Source organism: Crenobacter caeni (assembly GCF_010435965.1).
In the GTDB taxonomy this organism is placed as follows: domain Bacteria; phylum Pseudomonadota; class Gammaproteobacteria; order Burkholderiales; family Chromobacteriaceae; genus Craterilacuibacter; species Craterilacuibacter caeni.
Genome location: NZ_JAAGAA010000001.1, coordinates 70,352 through 87,027, shown reverse-complemented (window position 1 = coordinate 87,027; position 16,676 = coordinate 70,352). Strand labels below are relative to the sequence as shown.

General features: G+C 66.8%; 17 protein-coding genes. 12 read left to right on the top strand and 5 right to left on the bottom strand.

What is annotated here, in order from left to right; translation table 11 throughout:
• Nucleotides 1-38 precede the first annotated feature (38 nt).
• From GZH52_RS00410 to GZH52_RS00400, 3 genes are all read left to right on the top strand, one after another.
• On the top strand, nt 39-1,919 hold the full coding sequence (locus GZH52_RS00410; protein ID WP_163314579.1) for a ribonuclease catalytic domain-containing protein: 1,881 nt from the start codon (nt 39-41) through the stop codon (nt 1,917-1,919).
• Nucleotides 1,920-2,211: 292 nt separating this feature from the next.
• Entirely contained in the window at nt 2,212-2,973 is a 762-nt protein-coding gene (gene ddaH, locus GZH52_RS00405) for a dimethylargininase (protein ID WP_163314578.1), read from the top strand.
• A gap of 92 nt (nt 2,974-3,065) precedes the next feature.
• A complete protein-coding gene (locus GZH52_RS00400; RefSeq protein WP_163314577.1) occupies nt 3,066-4,487 on the top strand; it encodes a basic amino acid/polyamine antiporter in 1,422 nt (473 codons plus the stop codon).
• Between the two features lie 134 nt (nt 4,488-4,621).
• On the opposite strand, the gene GZH52_RS00395 is transcribed toward GZH52_RS00400, so the two are convergent.
• From GZH52_RS00395 to lptM, 3 genes are read right to left on the bottom strand one after another with little or no spacing between them, the layout of a single operon-like run.
• Nucleotides 4,622-5,101, bottom strand: coding sequence for a GNAT family N-acetyltransferase (locus GZH52_RS00395; protein ID WP_349290617.1), 480 nt, complete (start codon nt 5,099-5,101; stop codon nt 4,622-4,624).
• On the bottom strand, nt 5,098-6,318 hold the full coding sequence (gene lysA / locus GZH52_RS00390) for a diaminopimelate decarboxylase (protein ID WP_203525570.1): 1,221 nt from the start codon (nt 6,316-6,318) through the stop codon (nt 5,098-5,100). The genes GZH52_RS00395 and lysA overlap by 4 nt, the downstream gene beginning before the upstream one ends.
• A gap of 26 nt (nt 6,319-6,344) precedes the next feature.
• Complete coding sequence (gene lptM / locus GZH52_RS00385; protein WP_136551371.1) at nt 6,345-6,464, bottom strand: LPS translocon maturation chaperone LptM; 120 nt, start codon at nt 6,462-6,464, stop codon at nt 6,345-6,347.
• Nucleotides 6,465-6,563: 99 nt separating this feature from the next.
• Here lptM and cyaY point away from each other — a divergent pair, with 99 nt between their 5' ends.
• The 9 genes from cyaY to GZH52_RS00340 all read left to right on the top strand — a co-directional run bounded on the left by cyaY (nt 6,564) and on the right by GZH52_RS00340 (nt 13,459).
• Nucleotides 6,564-6,881 (top strand): iron donor protein CyaY, encoded by a 318-nt coding sequence (cyaY, locus tag GZH52_RS00380; RefSeq protein WP_163314575.1) that lies wholly within the window; start codon nt 6,564-6,566, stop codon nt 6,879-6,881.
• A 4-nt stretch (nt 6,882-6,885) separates the two neighbouring features.
• A complete protein-coding gene (locus GZH52_RS00375; RefSeq protein ID WP_163314574.1) occupies nt 6,886-7,302 on the top strand; it encodes a DedA family protein in 417 nt (138 codons plus the stop codon).
• Between the two features lie 115 nt (nt 7,303-7,417).
• Nucleotides 7,418-8,188 (top strand): 16S rRNA (adenine(1518)-N(6)/adenine(1519)-N(6))-dimethyltransferase RsmA, encoded by a 771-nt coding sequence (gene rsmA, locus GZH52_RS00370; RefSeq protein WP_163314573.1) that lies wholly within the window; start codon nt 7,418-7,420, stop codon nt 8,186-8,188.
• 182 nt (nt 8,189-8,370) lie between these two features.
• The gene (locus GZH52_RS00365; RefSeq protein WP_163314572.1) at nt 8,371-9,099 is read left to right on the top strand and encodes an amino acid ABC transporter ATP-binding protein; all 729 of its coding nucleotides are present in this window, start codon (nt 8,371-8,373) and stop codon (nt 9,097-9,099) included.
• Nucleotides 9,100-9,185: 86 nt separating this feature from the next.
• Complete coding sequence (locus GZH52_RS00360; RefSeq protein ID WP_163314571.1) at nt 9,186-10,091, top strand: glutamate/aspartate ABC transporter substrate-binding protein; 906 nt, start codon at nt 9,186-9,188, stop codon at nt 10,089-10,091.
• A gap of 261 nt (nt 10,092-10,352) precedes the next feature.
• Nucleotides 10,353-11,255 (top strand): glutamate/aspartate ABC transporter substrate-binding protein, encoded by a 903-nt coding sequence (locus tag GZH52_RS00355; RefSeq protein ID WP_163314570.1) that lies wholly within the window; start codon nt 10,353-10,355, stop codon nt 11,253-11,255.
• A 58-nt stretch (nt 11,256-11,313) separates the two neighbouring features.
• Nucleotides 11,314-12,060, top strand: a complete 747-nt coding sequence (locus tag GZH52_RS00350) for an amino acid ABC transporter permease (RefSeq protein ID WP_163314569.1) — start codon at nt 11,314-11,316, stop codon at nt 12,058-12,060.
• Nucleotides 12,060-12,725, top strand: coding sequence for an amino acid ABC transporter permease (locus tag GZH52_RS00345; RefSeq protein WP_203525531.1), 666 nt, complete (start codon nt 12,060-12,062; stop codon nt 12,723-12,725). Before GZH52_RS00350 ends, GZH52_RS00345 begins: the two co-directional genes overlap by 1 nt.
• 5 nt (nt 12,726-12,730) lie before the next feature.
• A complete protein-coding gene (locus tag GZH52_RS00340) occupies nt 12,731-13,459 on the top strand; it encodes an amino acid ABC transporter ATP-binding protein (RefSeq protein ID WP_163314830.1) in 729 nt (242 codons plus the stop codon).
• Between the two features lie 46 nt (nt 13,460-13,505).
• Here GZH52_RS00340 and pgi read toward each other — a convergent pair whose 3' ends face one another.
• Together pgi and zwf are read right to left on the bottom strand one after the other, a co-directional pair.
• Nucleotides 13,506-15,161 carry a glucose-6-phosphate isomerase gene (pgi, locus tag GZH52_RS00335; RefSeq protein ID WP_163314567.1) on the bottom strand — a complete coding sequence of 552 codons (1,656 nt, stop codon included), beginning with the start codon at nt 15,159-15,161 and terminating at the stop codon, nt 13,506-13,508.
• Nucleotide 15,162: 1 nt separating this feature from the next.
• Nucleotides 15,163-16,620, bottom strand: coding sequence for a glucose-6-phosphate dehydrogenase (gene zwf, locus GZH52_RS00330; RefSeq protein WP_163314829.1), 1,458 nt, complete (start codon nt 16,618-16,620; stop codon nt 15,163-15,165).
• Nucleotides 16,621-16,676: the final 56 nt, after the last annotated feature.

Below are 16,676 nucleotides of genomic sequence, written 5' to 3'. Positions count from 1 at the left end.
CCAACAGACCGGACGGGCGCGGGCCGCCTGCTTCAGCCATGAATGTTTTTTACGAAGAAAGCGGCAGCTTCAAGGTCGGCGCCGTCGTTTCCAAGAACGACGCCTCGCTGCAGGTCGACACCCAGCACGGCAAGCGCGCCAAGATCAAGCTCGCCAACGTCTTCCTCGAGTTTTCCTCGCCGCTCGCAACCTTCCTCGACGACGCTCAGGCGCTCGCCGCCGAGCTCGACCTCGACTTCCTGTGGGAAGTTGCCGGCAGCGACGAATTCGACTACGACGCGCTCGCCCGCGAATACTGGGGCGACAAGCCCACCGCGGCGCAGCTCGCCGCGACACTGATCCGTCTGGCCGGCGCGCCGATGTACTTCTACAAGAAGGGCAAGGGCCGCTTCAAGGCGGCGCCGGAGGACGCGCTGAAGGCCGCGCTCGCCGGCATCGAGAAGAAGAAGCGCGAGCAGGCGCAGGTCGACGCGTGGGCCGAAGAGCTGAAGGCGCACCGCCTGCCGGACGAGATCCGCGCGCAGCTGATGCAGCTTCTGTGGCGTCCTGACAAGAACACGCTCGAGTACAAGGCGCTCGACGCCGCGTGCCGCGCGCTGTCGACCTCGCCCCTGAAGCTTTTGCGCGACGCCGGCGGCCTGCCGTCGGTGCCCGACTACCTGATGGCCGGCTTCAGGCTCGAACACTTCCCGAACGGCACCGGCTTCGGCAAGTACGCGCCGGCCGAGGCGCACCCCGAGCTGCCGCTGGCCGAAGTGGCCGCCTTCTCCATTGACGACGCGGCGACCACCGAGATCGACGACGCGCTGTCGGTGACGGAGCTCGCTAACGGCAACCGCCGCGTCGGCATCCATATCGCCGCTCCGACGCTCGGCGTGCCGGTCGGCTCCGACATCGAGAAGCTGGTCTACCGCCGGCTGTCGACCGTCTACTTCCCCGGCGACAAGATCACCATGCTGCCGGATGACGTGGTGCAGATGTTCACGCTGGACGAGGGCAAGCCCTGCCCGTCGGTCAGCCTGTACGCCGAGGTAACGCCGGAATTCGAGATCGTCGGTTTCGAGAACCGCATCGAGAACGTCACCATCGCCGCCAACCTGCGCCACCACACGCTGGAGCCGCTGTTCAACGAGGCGACCATCGCCAATGACCCCGGCGTCGACTACCCGTTCAAGCGGGAACTGCTGTGGCTGCACGACTTCGCGATCGCCCGCGAGAAGGCGCGCGGCAAGTACGACCCGACCCGGCCGCAGGGCACCGACTTCAACTTCGCGATCGAGGACGGCCGCGTCATCATCAGCGAGCGCAAGCGCGGCTCGCCGATCGACAAGCTGGTCTCCGAGATGATGATCCTCGCCAACTGCGAGTGGGGCCGCCAGCTGGGTGAGGCCGGCATCCCCGCGCTCTACCGTGCGCAGAGCATGGGCAAGGTCAGGATGACCACCCGCCCCGAGCCGCACGTCGGCCTGGGCGTGCCGCAGTACGCGTGGGCGACCTCGCCGCTGCGCCGCGCGGCGGACTTCATCAACCAGCGCCAGCTCACCGCGCTGATCCGTGGCGACAAGCCCGAGTTCGCGCAGGGTGACGCCACGCTGTTCGCGCTGATGCGCGACTTCGACACCACCTACTCGGCCTATCTGGGCTTCCAGGACCGCATGGAATTCTTCTGGTGCCTGCGCTGGTTCAGCCAGGAAGGCGTCAGCGAGGTGACCGCGACCTATATCAAGGAAGACCTGGTCCGCCTCGACGCGCTGCCGGTGCGCACCCGCATCCCGGGCCTGCCGGAACTCGCCCGCGGCGACCGCGTGCGCCTGCAGGTGATCCGCATCGACGAGCTGCTGCTGGAAATCGAGTTCCGCTGCGTCGGCCAGATCGGCCACGTCGAGCTGGAGGGCAACGGCGAGGAAGAAGAAGGCTGAGCCCGGCCGCAGTCCAGCAAAGCCCGCCGCGTGCGGGCTTTTTTGCGCCCGTCTTCACGGCCGTATCGTCGAAAAACCGACAGCACGCGGCCGTACCCTGCCCCTGCCCCGACGAAAAACCGACACCCGTCGAAAAACCGACGATTCATGGCAAAAAACAGGCGGGCATCCGCAAAAAACCGCCACAAAACACCCGAAAAACGTCCGTAACGGACAAAACTGGCCAAAAAAGCTGGCACGCTTCTCGCTGTAGACAGGCTGTCACCGTATCCACCATGGAAAGGATCCAGCCATGTTCAAGCACATCATCGCCCGCACCCCCTGCCGCGCCCTGGTCGACGGCCTGTCCGCCTCCAACCTCGGCAAACCGATCTACGAGAAGGCGCTCGAGCAGCACAACACCTATATCCGCGCGCTGCAGACCTGCGGCGTCGACATCACCATCCTGCCGCCGGCCGAGGAGTTCCCGGACTCGGTGTTCGTCGAGGACCCGGCACTATGCACCCCGCATTGCGCGATCGTCACCCGCCCGGGTGCCGACAGCCGCCGCGGCGAGGCCGCGCTGATGGAACCGGTGCTGCACCGCTTCTACGAGCACGTCGAGCGCATCGAGGCCCCGGGCACGCTGGACGCCGGCGACGTGATGATGGTCGGCGACCACTACTACATCGGCCAGTCGGCGCGCACCAACGCCGAGGGCGCCCGCCAGCTGATCGCCATCCTCGAGAAGTACGGCATGACAGGCTCGGTGGTCGAGATGAAGGAAGTACTGCACCTGAAGACCGGCCTCGCCTACCTGGAGAACAACAACCTGATGTGCGCCGGCGAGTTCCTGACCAAGCCGGAATTCCAGAAGTACAACATTATCGAGTTGCCGGAAGACGAGATCTACGCGGCCAACTGCATCTGGGTCAACGGTAAGGTGATCATGCCCTCCGGCTACCCGAAGACCCGCGCCAAGATCGCCGCGCTCGGCTACGAGGTGATCGAGGTCGACACCTCCGAGTACCGCAAGGTCGACGGCGGGGTCAGCTGCATGTCGCTGCGCTTCTGATCCGGCGCCTTCTCCATCATCCGTGATTGACCGGGCGGCTCCCGGCCCCGAGGGGTCTGGGCCGCCCGCTTTTTGTCCAAGGGGGACCTGGCATGAGTACGACTCAGGAGAAAAAATTGGGCACGGTGGCGATGACCGCGCTGGTGGTCGGCGCGATTGTCGGCAGCGGCATCTTCAGCCTGCCGCAGAACATGGCGGAGGGCGCCGGCGCCGGCGCCATCCTGATCGCGTGGGCGGTCACCTTCGTCGGCATGCTGGCGCTGACCCGCATCTTCCAGTGGTTGTCGGTGAACCGGCCGGACATCGGCGACGGCGTGTACGGCTACGCGCGCTCGGGCTTCGGCGACTACATGGGCTTCAACGCCGCGTGGGGTTACTGGATGTCGGTGTGGATCGGCAACGTCGGCTACCTGGTGGTGATGTTCAGCGCCTTGGGCTCTTTCCAGGCGCTGGACTTCTTCGGCGAGGGCAGCACGCTACCCGCGCTCGCGTGCGGGCTGGCCGTGCTGGCGGTGCTGCACGGCTTCGTGCTGCGCGGCGTGCAGTCGGCGGCCTTCCTCAACCTGGTGGTCACCGTCGCCAAGATCGTCCCGCTCGGCCTCTTTATCCTGTGCGTGCTGCTGGCGTTCAAGGTCGAGACCTTCGAGATCGACTTCTGGGGCAGCGCCGAGCTGGGCAGCGTCGCCGACCAGGTGAAGAACACCATGCTGTACACGGTGTGGGTATTCCTCGGCATCGAGTGCGCGACGGTGTACGCCAGCCGCGCGCGCGACATGGCCACCGTCAGCCGCGCGACCATCCTGGGCTTTTTGATCACCGTGCTGCTGCTGATCTGCGTGTCGGTGCTGTCGCTGGGCGTGGTGCCGCAGGCGGAACTCGCGCAGATGAAGAATCCGTCGATGGCGGCGGTGATGGCGCGCGCGGTCGGCCCGTGGGGCGGCGTGCTGATCAATATCGGGCTGATCCTGTCTGTCGGCGGCGCGCTGTTGGCGTGGACGCTGATCTCCAGCGAGATGCTGTACCTGGCTGCCCGCGGCGAACACAACACCGCGCCGCGCTGCTTCGGCCGCCTCAACGCGCACGGCACGCCGGCCAACGCGCTGTGGCTGACCAACGGCCTAATCGCGCTGGTGCTGGTGATCAACCATTTCAACGAAGCCGGCTACAACATCCTGATCCAGCTGGCGTCATCGATGGCGCTGATCCCCTACCTGCTGTGCGCGGCGTTCGGACTCAAGCTCGCGCTCGCGGCGCGGGTGCGCTCGGGCACACTGGTCGGCCTGACCGCACTGGGCACCGTGTACGGGCTGTGGCTGATCTACGCGGGCGGGCTGTCCTACCTGCTGCTGTCGATGATCCTCTACGCGCCGGGCATCGCGTTCTACGCGAAGGCGCGGCACGAGCGCGGCCTGCCGGTATTCAGCAGCCACGGCGAGCGCGTGTGCGCGGCGCTGGTGGTCGGCCTCGCGCTGGCCGCGCTGTACCTGGTCGCAAGCGGCAGCTTCAGTCTGTAAGAGGCCATTCTCAGCCTGCTGCACGTAGGTGACACGGCGTAAAAAAACGGCTTCGAAACGCGCATGTACACCCTGTACATGCCGCTTTCCCAGCCGTTTTTTCTTGTCTTGCCTTGCGAGAGCGTGGGTGCGCGCTACAGGGACTTTTCCATCATCAGGTAGGCCTGGCCGCCGAGCGCGGCCGGCTCGAAACCGGCCGACGCGTACAGCGCGCGGCCGGTCGCGTTGTCGGGCCGCACTTCTAGCGTCACCCGGCACAGCCCGCGCCGGCTGGCCTCGGCCTCGACCGCAGCGAGCAGCCTGCGGCCGACGCCCTGCCCGCGCGCGCGCGGCACGACCGACAGATCGTGCAGGTTGCAGGTGCCGGCCGCCTTGAAGCTGGAGAAGCCCTCCACGCACAGCGCGTGGCCGATGGCCTGCCCGTCCTCCTCGGCGATCAGCGCGAACAGCCGGTTCTCGTGCTTGAACAGCGCGTCGGCGAGCCGCGCGCGGATGTCCGCGGGCAGCGGCACGCCGCCGCCCATGGGGTCGCGCGCGTACACGTCAGTCAGCCCGACCAGCAATTCGCGCTCGGCGGCCGAAGCGAGGTCGGCCAGGCGGACGGCCGCGCTCACGCCAGCAACTCCCGCTCGTTGGCGAGCAGCTCGTCCAGCGTCTCGCGGCGGCGGATCAGGCGGGCGTCGGCGCCGTCGACCAGCACCTCGGCCGCGCGCGGACGCGTGTTGTAGTTGCTCGACATCGTCGAGCCGTACGCGCCGCTGGAGAACACGGCGAGCAGGCCGCCCTCGGCAACCGCGAGTTCGCGGTCCTTGCCGAGGAAGTCGCTCGACTCGCAGATCGGTCCGACCACGTCGCAGGTGAGCGCGGGCAGCCCCGCCACGCGCGTCACCGGCATGATCGCGTGGTAGGCGGAGTACAGCGACGGGCGCAGCAGGTCGTTCATCGCCGCGTCGACCACCGCGAAGTTCTTGTCCTCGCCCAGCTTCATGTACTCGACGCGGGTCAACAGCACGCCGGCGTTGCCGACCAGCGAGCGGCCCGGCTCCATCACCAGGCGCAGGCCGCGCCCGGCGAGCCGCTCGGCGACCGCGCGCGCGTAGGCGGGCAGGTCGGGCGGCGTCTCGTCGTGATAGCGGATGCCGAGGCCGCCGCCGATGTCGACATGCTCGAGCGCGATGCCGGCCGCCTGCAGGCGGTCGATCAGCAAGAGCAGGCGGTCAAGCGCCTCGATCAGCGGCGCCGCGTCGGTCAGTTGCGAGCCGATGTGGCAGTCGATGCCGGTCACCTTGAGGTTGGGCAGCGCCGCCGCCTCGCGGTAGACGTCGTAGGCGATGTCGTAGGCGATGCCGAACTTGTTGCCCTTGAGGCCGGTCGAGATATACGGATGGGTCTGCGCGTCGACGTCCGGGTTCACGCGCAGGCTGACCGGCGCGCGCTTGCCCAGCCGGCCGGCGACCGCGTTCAGGCGGACGAGCTCGTTGACCGACTCGACGTTGAAGCAGTGGATGCCCGCCTGCAGCGCCATCTCCATCTCGGCCTCGGACTTGCCGACGCCGGAGAACACCACCTTGCCCGCGTCGGCGCCCGCGGCGAGCACGCGCGCGAGTTCGCCGCCGGAGACGATGTCGAAACCGGCGCCAAGCTTGGCGAACAGTTGCAGGATGGACAGGTTGGCGTTGGCCTTGACCGCGTAGCAGATCAGCGGGTTCAGGGCGGCAAAGGCGTCGCGGTAGGCGGCGAACGCCTCGCTCAGCGCCGTGCGCGAATACACATAGCAGGGCGTGCCGAAGCGCTCGGCGACCTCGGTCAGCGGCAGGTCTTCCACCTGCAGCTGGTCGTTACGGAAGGGAAAATGGTTCACGGCTGGCGGCTTTCCTGGCTGGGCGCGGCACCGTCCTTCGGCAGGTAGAGGCCGCCCTTATAGCCGCAGGCGCTGACGGACAGCGCGAGCACCATCAGGCAGATCACGGTTCGCATATCGTTGGGTCCGGATGTGGCAAAATCGTCATACTAGCAAACCCGTCCGCGCGCGCCCATCGCGCCCGGCTGGGGATAACTCTTTGTGGAAAAAACGACATGAACGAGAGCGAATTCCTGGCGCTGACCGACGCGCTGTTCGAACGGATCGAAGCGGCCATCGACGCGGCCGGCGTCGACGCCGACACCCTGCGCGCGGGCAACGTGCTGGAGATCGAATTCGATAGCGGCGACAAGATCGTCGTCAACCGCCACGCCGCCAACCAGGAGGTGTGGATCGCCGCGCGCAGCGGCGGCTACCACTTCGCGCGCAAGGGCCAGCAGTGGATCGCCGCGCGCGATGGCGCCGAGTTCGGCGCGACGCTGACCGCGGCGGTGCGCGCTGCCGGTGGCGACGGTTTCGCCTTCGACGCCTGAAACCGTGGACGAGGCCGCCGCGCTCGCGGCGCTCGCGCTGTCGGCCTTCCTGTCGGCGACCGTGCTGCCGGGCAACTCCGAGCTCGCACTGGGCGCTCTACTGTTGAAATGGCCGGCGCTCGCGCTGCCCGCCTGGCTGACCGCCAGCCTCGCCAACAGCGCGGGCAGTGCGACCAGCCTGTGGCTGGGCCGGCGCGCGCCGCGCAAGGAGCTGCCCGCGCGCGCCGCACGCTGGTTCGCTCGCTTCGGGCCGGCCGCGCTGGTGCTCGCGTGGGTGCCCTTGGTCGGCGATGCGCTGCCGCTGGCGGCCGGCTGGCTGCGCCTGCCTTGGCTAAAATGCCTGGCATGGATCGTGCTCGGCAAGTCGCTGCGTTACGCGCTATTGGTCGGGGGGCTGGCGCTGGCGGGCGGAACCGGGTAAAAATGCGCGCGGCATCGGGGATCGCAGCAATTTTTGCCTATTTTTCGGCAGCAAGGGTTGGCATCCTGCTTGTCGGGCAGTTTACAATCGACAATCGTAAGCACCGTACGACAACATGAGCCAACACATCCCACGCAAGCGCTTCGGTCAGAACTTCCTGCAGGACACGAAGGTGATCGAAGACATCGTCGACGCGATCCGGCCGCTGCCGGGCGAGACCATCGTCGAAATCGGCCCGGGCCTGGGCGCCTTGACGCGCCCGCTGCTCGAGCGCGCAGGCCACTTGCACGTGGTCGAGATCGACCGCGACATCATCGCGCGGCTGAAGTCGACGTTCGCGCCGGGGCAGTTGACGATCCACGAGGGCGATGCGCTAGCGTACGACTTCTCGGAACTGGGCAAGCGCTTCAAGGTGGCCGGCAACCTGCCGTACAACATCTCGACGCCGCTGCTGTTCCACCTGGCGACGTACGCCGAGCGGGTGGTCGACATGCACTTCATGCTGCAGAAGGAAGTGGTCGAACGGATGGTCGCCGAACCGGGCACAGCCGACTACGGCCGCCTGAGCGTGATGCTGCAGTACCGCTTCGAGATGGAGCAGGTGCTCGCAGTACCGCCCGGCGCGTTCTGGCCGCCGCCCAAGGTCGACTCGGCCGTGGTGCGCATGATCCCGGCGCCGGGCCGTTGCGGCATCGCCCGTGACGAGGTGCTGTTCGCGGACGTGGTGCTCAAGGCGTTCGCGCAAAGGCGCAAGACCCTGCGCAACAACCTCAAGGGCGTGCTGGACGACGCGGCCTTCGCCGCGCTCGGCATCGACCCCGGCCTTCGGGCCGAAAACCTGACGGTGGCCCAGTACGTCGCCGTCGCCAACCACCTGGCTAGCTGACGCCAGGGCGCCGAGGCGCCAAAGGCCCGCACAAATCAAGACCGCGACCACGCGGCGGATAACGAGAGAACGAACAAAGAGCGGCCCGCGGCGTGCGGGCAGGGGAGTGTGGCCGTGCGTCGGCTGCGCGCCGCTGCCTGCCGGGGGCTGGAGAAACAACTGCCTAGCAGGGGAAGCGCGGCATGATCAGGCTCACCAACGTCCACAAGTGGTTCAAGGACCTGCACGTCCTCAACGGGGTCAACCTCAACGTCCACCAGGGCGAAGTCGTCGTCGTGTGCGGCCCGTCCGGGTCGGGCAAGTCGACGCTGATCCGCACGATCAACCAGCTGGAAACCATCAGCGAAGGCGAAATCTGGGTCGACGGTAAGAACGTCACCGACCCCAAGACCGACCTCAACGCGCTGCGCGCCGAAGTCGGCTTCGTGTTCCAGCACTTCAACCTCTACCCCCACCTTTCGGTCCTCGACAACATCACGCTGTCGCCGATCCGCGTCAAGAAAATGGGCAAGGCCGCCGCCGAACAGCTGGCGGTCGAACTGCTCGACCGCGTCGGGCTCGCCCACAAGAAGGACGCGTTCCCGGCACAACTGTCCGGCGGCCAGCAGCAGCGCGTCGCCATCGCCCGCGGGCTCGCCATGCAGCCCAAGGTGATGCTGTTCGACGAGCCGACCTCGGCGCTCGACCCGGAAATGATCGGCGAAGTGCTGCAGGTGATGCGCGACCTTGCCAAGTCCGGCATGACCATGATGTGCGTGACGCACGAGATGGGCTTCGCGCGCGAAGTCGCCGACTACGTGGTCTTCGTCGACCAGGGCCAGGTCGTCGAGCAGGCGAAACCGGAAGAATTCTTCAGCAACCCGCAGCACGAACGCGCCAAGCAGTTCCTGCGCCAGCTGCGCTCGCACTAAATACAACAAAACCCAGACCGGACGCGTAGCGAGCGGGGGCTCGGCGTGCGTCCACCTTGCAAACCCGAAGACAGGAGAAACACTCCATGCGCCTTGCTGTACGTGCTCTGAACCTGGCCGTTGCCGCGTCGTTCGTCGCTGCACCCGCCGTCGCCGCCGAACTGACCGGTACCCTGAAGAAGATCAAGGACTCGGGCGTGGTCGTGCTCGGCCACCGCGACAACTCCATCCCCTTCTCCTACCTCGCCGGCGGCGCCACGCCGATGGGCTACTCGCACGACCTGCAGATGAAGGTCGTCGAGAAGCTGAAGAAGGACCTGAACATGCCGAACCTGCAGGTGCGCTACAACCTGGTGACCTCGCAGACCCGTATCCCGCTGGTGCAGAACGGCACCGTCGACCTCGAGTGCGGCTCGACCACCAACAACCCGGAACGCCAGCGCCAGGTCGACTTCTCGGTCGGCATCTTCGAGATCGGCACCCGCCTGTTGACCGCTAAGACCTCGGGCGTGAAGGACTTCGCCGACCTCAAGGGCAAGAACGTGGTGACCACCGCCGGCACGACCTCCGAGCGCCTGCTCAAGGCGATGAACGCGTCCAAGAGCCTGGGCATGAACATCATCTCCGCCAAGGACCACGGCGAATCGTTCCTGATGCTCGAGTCCGGCCGCGCTGCCGCGTTCATGATGGACGACGCGCTGTTGTTCGGCGAAATGGCCAAGGCCAAGAACCCGGGCAACTGGGTGGTGGTCGGTACCCCGCAATCGTACGAGGTGTACGGCTGCATGGTGCGCAAGGGGGATACCGCGTTCAAGAAGACCGTCGACGACGCGATCAAGGCCACCTACGCCTCCGGCGAGATCAACAAGATCTACGACAAGTGGTTCATGAAGCCGGTCCCGCCGAAGAACCTGAACCTGGGCTTCCCGATGTCCGGCGCGGTCAAGGGCCTGATCAAGCGCCCGACCGACAAGGCCGCCGAGCAACTGTAAGCCTCCCGGAAACGGGGATCACGGACCGCGCCGGCGCGCGGTCCGTTCAGGGAATTTGAGCCAGATCAAAGGCCATGTGCCCGGATTTGTCGGAAACTAGGCGAACGTGATGACGCTTTAGTATTTGCTAATATTTTAGCCGGATGCACTGCGCATCGCCGTAGACAAAGCCCTGCCGGCAGGCACCGCACAGAACGGTACCGCCACGCAGGCAGGCCATACCGGCCGTTTCCATCCATCCAGATCTGGAGAAATAGAGTCATGACCCGCTTCACACGCCTGCTGCCCGCAGCCATCGCTTGCGCCCTCGTCGCCGGCCATGCCGTCGCCGCCGAACCGACCGGAACCCTGAAGAAGATCAAGGATTCCGGCGTGATCGTGCTCGGCCACCGCGACTCTGCGATCCCGTTTGCCTACCTGGCAGGCGGCCGCGAGCCGGTCGGCTACTCGATCGACCTCGCGCAGAACATCGTCGCCGCGGTCAAGAAAGAGCTGAACATGCCGAACCTGCAGGTGCGCTACAACATGGTCACCGGCCAGACGCGCATCCCGCTGCTGCAGAACGGCACGATCGACATCGAGTGCGGCGCGACGACCAACAACGTCGAGCGCCAGCGCCAGGTCGACTTCTCGGTCGGCATCTTCGAGATCGGCACCCGCCTGATGGTGAAGAAGGACTCCGGCATCAAGGACTTCGCCGACCTCAAGGGCAAGAACGTGGTCGTGTCCGCCGGCACCACCGGCGAACGCCTGATGCGCGCAATGAACGCCCGCGACAAGCTGGGCATGAACATCGTCGCCGCCAAGGACAACGGCGAGTCGTTCCTGATGCTCGAGTCCGGCCGCGCCGCCGCGTTCATGACCGACGACGCCATGCTGTACGGCGAACGCGCCAAGGCGCGCAAGCCGGCAGACTGGGTGGTAGTCGGCAAGCCGCAGTCGGCCGAGGTGTACGGGTGCATGGTGCGCAAGGGTGACGCGCCGTTCAAGCAGGTGGTCGACCAGGCGATCGTCGCGACCTACAAGTCGGGCCAGATCAACAAGATCTACGACAAGTGGTTCATGAAGCCGGTGCCGCCGAAGAACCTCAACCTCAATTTCCCGATGTCGCCGGAGGTGAAGGCCTTGATCGCCAAGCCTACCGACAAGCCGGCGGCAAGCTGACCCCCATCGCCAGGCTAACGAAGGGGGCATCTCGCCCCCTTTCTTTGATGGAGCAAACATGAATTACAACTGGGACTGGAATATTTTCTTCAAGTCCACCGGGATCGGCGACGAGATCTACCTCGACTGGTTCATCAGCGGTCTGGGCTGGACCATCGCGCTGGCGCTGGCGGCGTGGGCGATCGCCCTCGTCATCGGCGGCCTGCTCGGCGTGATGCGCACGCTTCCCAATAAGTGGCTGTCGGGCCTCGCGACCGCGTACGTCGAACTGTTCCGCAACGTGCCGCTGCTCGTCCAGCTGTTCATCTGGTACTTCGTGGTGCCGGACTACCTGCCGGAACAGACCCAGGTCTGGTTCAAGCAGGAGCTGAACCCGATGGTGTCCGCGTATATCTCGGTCACCCTGTGCCTGGGCCTCTTCACCGCCGCGCGCGTGTGCGAACAGGTGCGTACCGGCATCCAGGCGCTGCCCAAGGGACAGGCCAACGCCGCGATGGCGGTCGGCTTCACGCTGCCCCAGGTGTACCGCCACGTGCTGCTGCCGCAGGCGTTCCGCGTGGTGATCCCGCCGCTCACCTCCGAGTTCCTCAACGTGTTCAAGAACTCGTCGGTCGCCTCGCTGATCGGCCTGATGGAACTGCTGGCGCAGGCCAAGCAGACCGCGGAATTCTCGGCGAACATATTCGAGGCATTCACGCTGGCGACGCTGATCTATTTCACGCTCAACATGAGCATCATGAAGTTCATGGGCTGGGTCGAGAAGCGCGTGCGCATCCCCGGCCTGATGGTCGAGGGAGGTAAGTGATGGACTTTTCGCAGATCGTTCCTGCCCTGCCCGACCTGTGGGAGGGCATGAAGCTCACCCTCGAGCTGCTGGTGATGGCCGTGGTCGGCGGCATCGCGCTGGGTACCGTGCTCGCGCTGCTTCGCCTGTCGAGCAACCCGCTCCTGTCCGGCTTCGCCAAGGGCTACGTCAACATCTTCCGCTCGGTCCCGCTGCTGCTCGTCATCATCTGGTTCTACCTGGCGGTGCCGATGCTGCTGAACTGGATCACCGGCGACTTCGTGCCGGTCGGCGCGTTCGCCTCTTGCCTGGTCGCCTTCATGATGTTCGAGGCCGCGTACTACTGCGAAATCGTGCGCGCCGGCATCCAGTCGATCTCGCGCGGCCAGGTCAACGCCGCGTACGCGCTGGGGATGACCTACGGCCAGGCGATGCGCCTGGTGATCCTGCCGCAGGCATTCCGCAAGATGATGCCGCTGCTGTTGCAGCAGTCGATCATCCTGTTCCAGGATACCTCGCTGGTCTACGCGGTCGGCCTGATGGACTTCCTGAGCAGCGCCCGTTCGCGCGGCGACATCCTCGGCCTGCCGCACGAGTTCCTGCTGTTCGCGGGCGCGGTCTATTTCATGGTGAGTTTCTTCGCTTCGCAGATGGTGAAGCGTTTGCAGAAAAGGTTGGCAGTATGAGCGAGATGATTTCCATCCAGAACGTCAGCAAGTGGTACGGCGAGTTCCAGGTGCTGACCGATTGCACCACCAGCGTCGCCAAGGGTGAGGTGGTGGTGGTGTGCGGCCCGTCCGGTTCGGGCAAGTCGACGCTGATCAAGTGCGTGAACGCGCTCGAGCCGTTCCAGAAGGGCGAGATCATCGTCAACGGCACCTCGGTCGGCAACCCGAAGACCAACCTGCCCAAGCTGCGCAGCCAGGTCGGCATGGTGTTCCAGCACTTCGAGCTGTTCCCGCACCTGACCATCACCGAGAACCTGGCGATCGCGCAGATCAAGGTGCTCGGCCGCGGCCGCGACGAAGCCGAAGCCAAGGGCCTCGCGCTGCTCGAGCGCGTCGGCCTGAAGGCGCACGCGCACAAGCACCCGGGCCAGCTCTCCGGCGGCCAGCAGCAGCGCGTCGCCATCGCCCGCGCGCTGGCGATGGACCCGATCTGCATGCTGTTCGACGAGCCGACCTCGGCGCTCGACCCGGAGATGATCAACGAAGTGCTCGACGTGATGACCGAGCTCGCTCAGGAAGGCATGACCATGATGTGCGTGACCCACGAGATGGGCTTCGCCCGCCGCGTGGCCGACCGCGTGATCTTTATGGATCGCGGCCACATCGTCGAGGACTGCCACAAGGATGCGTTCTTCGGCAGCCCGCGCTCCGAGCGTGCGCAGCAGTTCCTCTCCAAGATCCTGCAGCACTGAGCGGCGGGTACCGGCAAAACCAAGCGGGGCGAAAGCCCCGCTTTTTTCATGTGCCGGCGCCGCCCCGCACCCGGCGGATCAGCCGGATCAGACGCGCGGTCGAGCTGTCGTGCGTCCCCGGCGGGGCCTCGCCGCGCAACTCGGCGAGGATGCCGCGCGCCAGTTGCTTGCCCAGTTCGACCCCCCACTGGTCGAAGCTGTTCACCCCCCACACCACGCCCTGCACGAAGATCTTGTGCTCGTAGAGCGCGACGAGGCTGCCCAGGTTGTGCGGCGTCAGCGCGTCGAGCAGCAACAGGTTGGACGGCCGGTTGCCGCCGAACACCTTGTGCGGCAGCAACGCCGCCACCCGCGCCTCGTCCAGCCCCTGCGCCACCAGTTCGGCGCGCGCCTCGGCCTCGGTCTTGCCGCGCATGAAGGCCTCGGCCTGCGCGAGCAGGTTGGCCAGCAGGATGTCGTGGTGGCCGGCAAGGCCGGAGCGGGTGCGCAGCGACGCGATCAGGTCGATCGGCGAGATGTGCGTGCCCTGGTGCAACAGCTGGAAAAACGCGTGCTGGCCGTTGATGCCGGTCTCGCCCCAGATGATGGGCGCGGTCTCGACGCCGACCGGCGCGCCGTCGGCGGTCACGCTCTTGCCGTTGCTCTCCATGTCGAGCTGCTGGATGAACGCCGGGAAGCGCTCGAGCAGCTGGTCGTAGGGCGCGATCACGTGGCTGCCGCCGCCGTAGCAGTTGATGTACCAGACCCCGAGCATGGCGAGGATCACCGGCATGTTCGCCTCAAGCGGCGCGTGGCGGAAATGCTCGTCCATGCGGTGCGCGCCTTCGAGCAGCGCGAGAAAGTGCGCCTCGCCCAGGTACAGCATGATGGGCAGGCCGATCGCCGACCACAGCGAGAAGCGGCCGCCGACCCAGTCCCAGAACTCGAACATGTTATCCGGGTCAATGCCGAATTCGGCGACCGCCTGCCGGTTGGTCGACACCGCGACGAAGTGGCGGGCGACGGCGGCGGGCTCGCCGCTGCGCTCGACGAACCACGCGCGCGCGGTCAGCGCGTTGGTCAGCGTCTCCTGCGTGGTGAAGGTCTTCGACTCGACGACGAACAGCGTGCTTTGCGGGTGCACGCGGTCCAGCGCCTGCCGAAGCTGCTCGCCGTCGACGTTGGAGACGAAGTGCATGCGCAGGCGCGGGTGGCCGAACGGTGCCAGCGCCTTGCACACCATCTGTGGGCCGAGGTCCGAGCCGCCGATGCCGATATTGACGATGTCGGTGATCGGCTGCCCGGTGTAGCCCAGCCAGTCGCCGTAGCGCACCGCGTGCGAGAAGCGCGCCATCCGCCCAAGCACCGCGTTGACGGCCGGCATCACGTCGACGCCATCCAGCAGCACCGGCGTGTTCGCGCGGTTCCTCAGCGCGACGTGCAGCGCGGCACGGCCCTCGGTACGGTTGATGCGCTCGCCCGCGAACATCGCGGCGATGCGCGCCGGCACGCCGGCTTCATCCGCCAACGCGAACAGGCGGCGCAACGTCTCGTCGTCGACGCGGTTCTTCGAGTAGTCGAGCAACAGCCCGCCGACCGACAGCGAGTAACGTTCGGCGCGCGACGGGTCCTGTTCGAACAGCTCGCGCATCTGCCGGTCGCGCACCGCGTCAAAGTGCGCGTGCAGCGCGTGCCAGGCGGGCAGGGTCGTCAGGTGCGCCATCTCAGCATTCCTCCGGCCAGCTCAGGCCATCGCGCGCGATGAGCGTGCTCGCCGCCGCCGGCCCCCAGCTGCCGGCCATATACGGGCGCGGGCCGGCCGTATCGGCCGCCCAAGCCGCAAGCAGCGGCTCGACCCAGCGCCAGGCGGCGGCCTGCTCGTCGCGCCGCATGAAGAGCGCGAGACGGCCGCGGATCACGTCGAGCAGCAGGCGCTCGTACGCGTCGACCCGGCGCACGCGGAAGGTCTCGTGAAAGTCGAGGTTGAGGGAGACCGGCTGCAGGTCCATGCCGTCGCCCGGCGTCTTCGCGCGGAACCACAGGCGGATGCTCTCCTCCGGTTGCAGCTCGATCACCAGCCGGTTGGCGTTGCGGCACATCGGCGGCACGTCGAACAGCTTGTGCGGCACGTCGCGGAAGGTGATCACGATCTCGGCCTGGCGCCGAGCGAGCCGCTTGCCGGTGCGCAGATAGAACGGCACGCCGGCCCAGCGCCAGTTGCCGATCGACGTCTTCAGCGCGACGTAGGTCTCGGTGCGGCTGTCCGCGGCGACGCCCTCCTCCGCGCGGTAGCCTTCGACCGCGACCCCGCCGCTGGCGCCCGCCTGGTACTGGCCGCGCACCGTGTCGCGCGCCACCGACGCCGCGTCGAACGGCGCGAGCGCCTTCAAAACCTTGAGCTTCTCGTCGCGCACCGCGTCGGCGTCGAGCGAGGCCGGCGGCTCCATCGCGACGATGCACAACAGCTGCAGCAGATGGTTCTGCACCATGTCCCTGAGCGCGCCAGTGCGCTCGTAGAATTCGCCGCGGCCGGCGACGCCGATCTCCTCGGCCAGCGTGATCTGCACGCTCTCGACCCACTCGCGCCGCCACAGCGGCTCGAACAGGGTGTTGCCGAAGCGCAGCGCCAGCAGGTTCTGCACCGACTCCTTGCCGAGGTAATGGTCGATCCGGTACAGCTGGTCCTCGGCAAAGTGCCGCGACACCGCGTCGTTGATGGCGTCGGCCGACGCGAGGTCGTGCCCCAGCGGCTTCTCCAGCACCAGCCGGGTGCGCGCGTCGGCAAGGCCAGCCGCTGCCAGGTGTTCGCAGATCGGCACGAACAGGCCGGGCGCAGTGGCCAGGTAGACCACGCGCACGCGGCCGTCGTCGCCGGACAGCCGCTCGGCCAGTGCGGCAAAGTCGGCCGCGCGCGTCGCGTCGACCTGCAGGTAGTCGATGCGCGCGCAAAACGCCGCCCAGCGCGCATCGTCGGCGCCGTCGCAGTGCGCGCGCGCGTCGCGCGAGGCAAGCGCCAGGTAGTCGTCGCGCGACAAGGGCTGGCGGCCGAGCGCGTAGATGCGCCCTAGCGGGTGCAGCAGGCCTGCCGCGTGCGCGCCGAACAGCGCCGGCAACAGTTTGCGCATCACCAGGTCGCCGGTGCCGCCGAACAGCAGCATGTCGAAAGCGGGGGTCGGGTTCATCATTCGGACTCCGTAAGACTCGCGCTTCATCTTAACACCGGCATCGCACCGCCGCC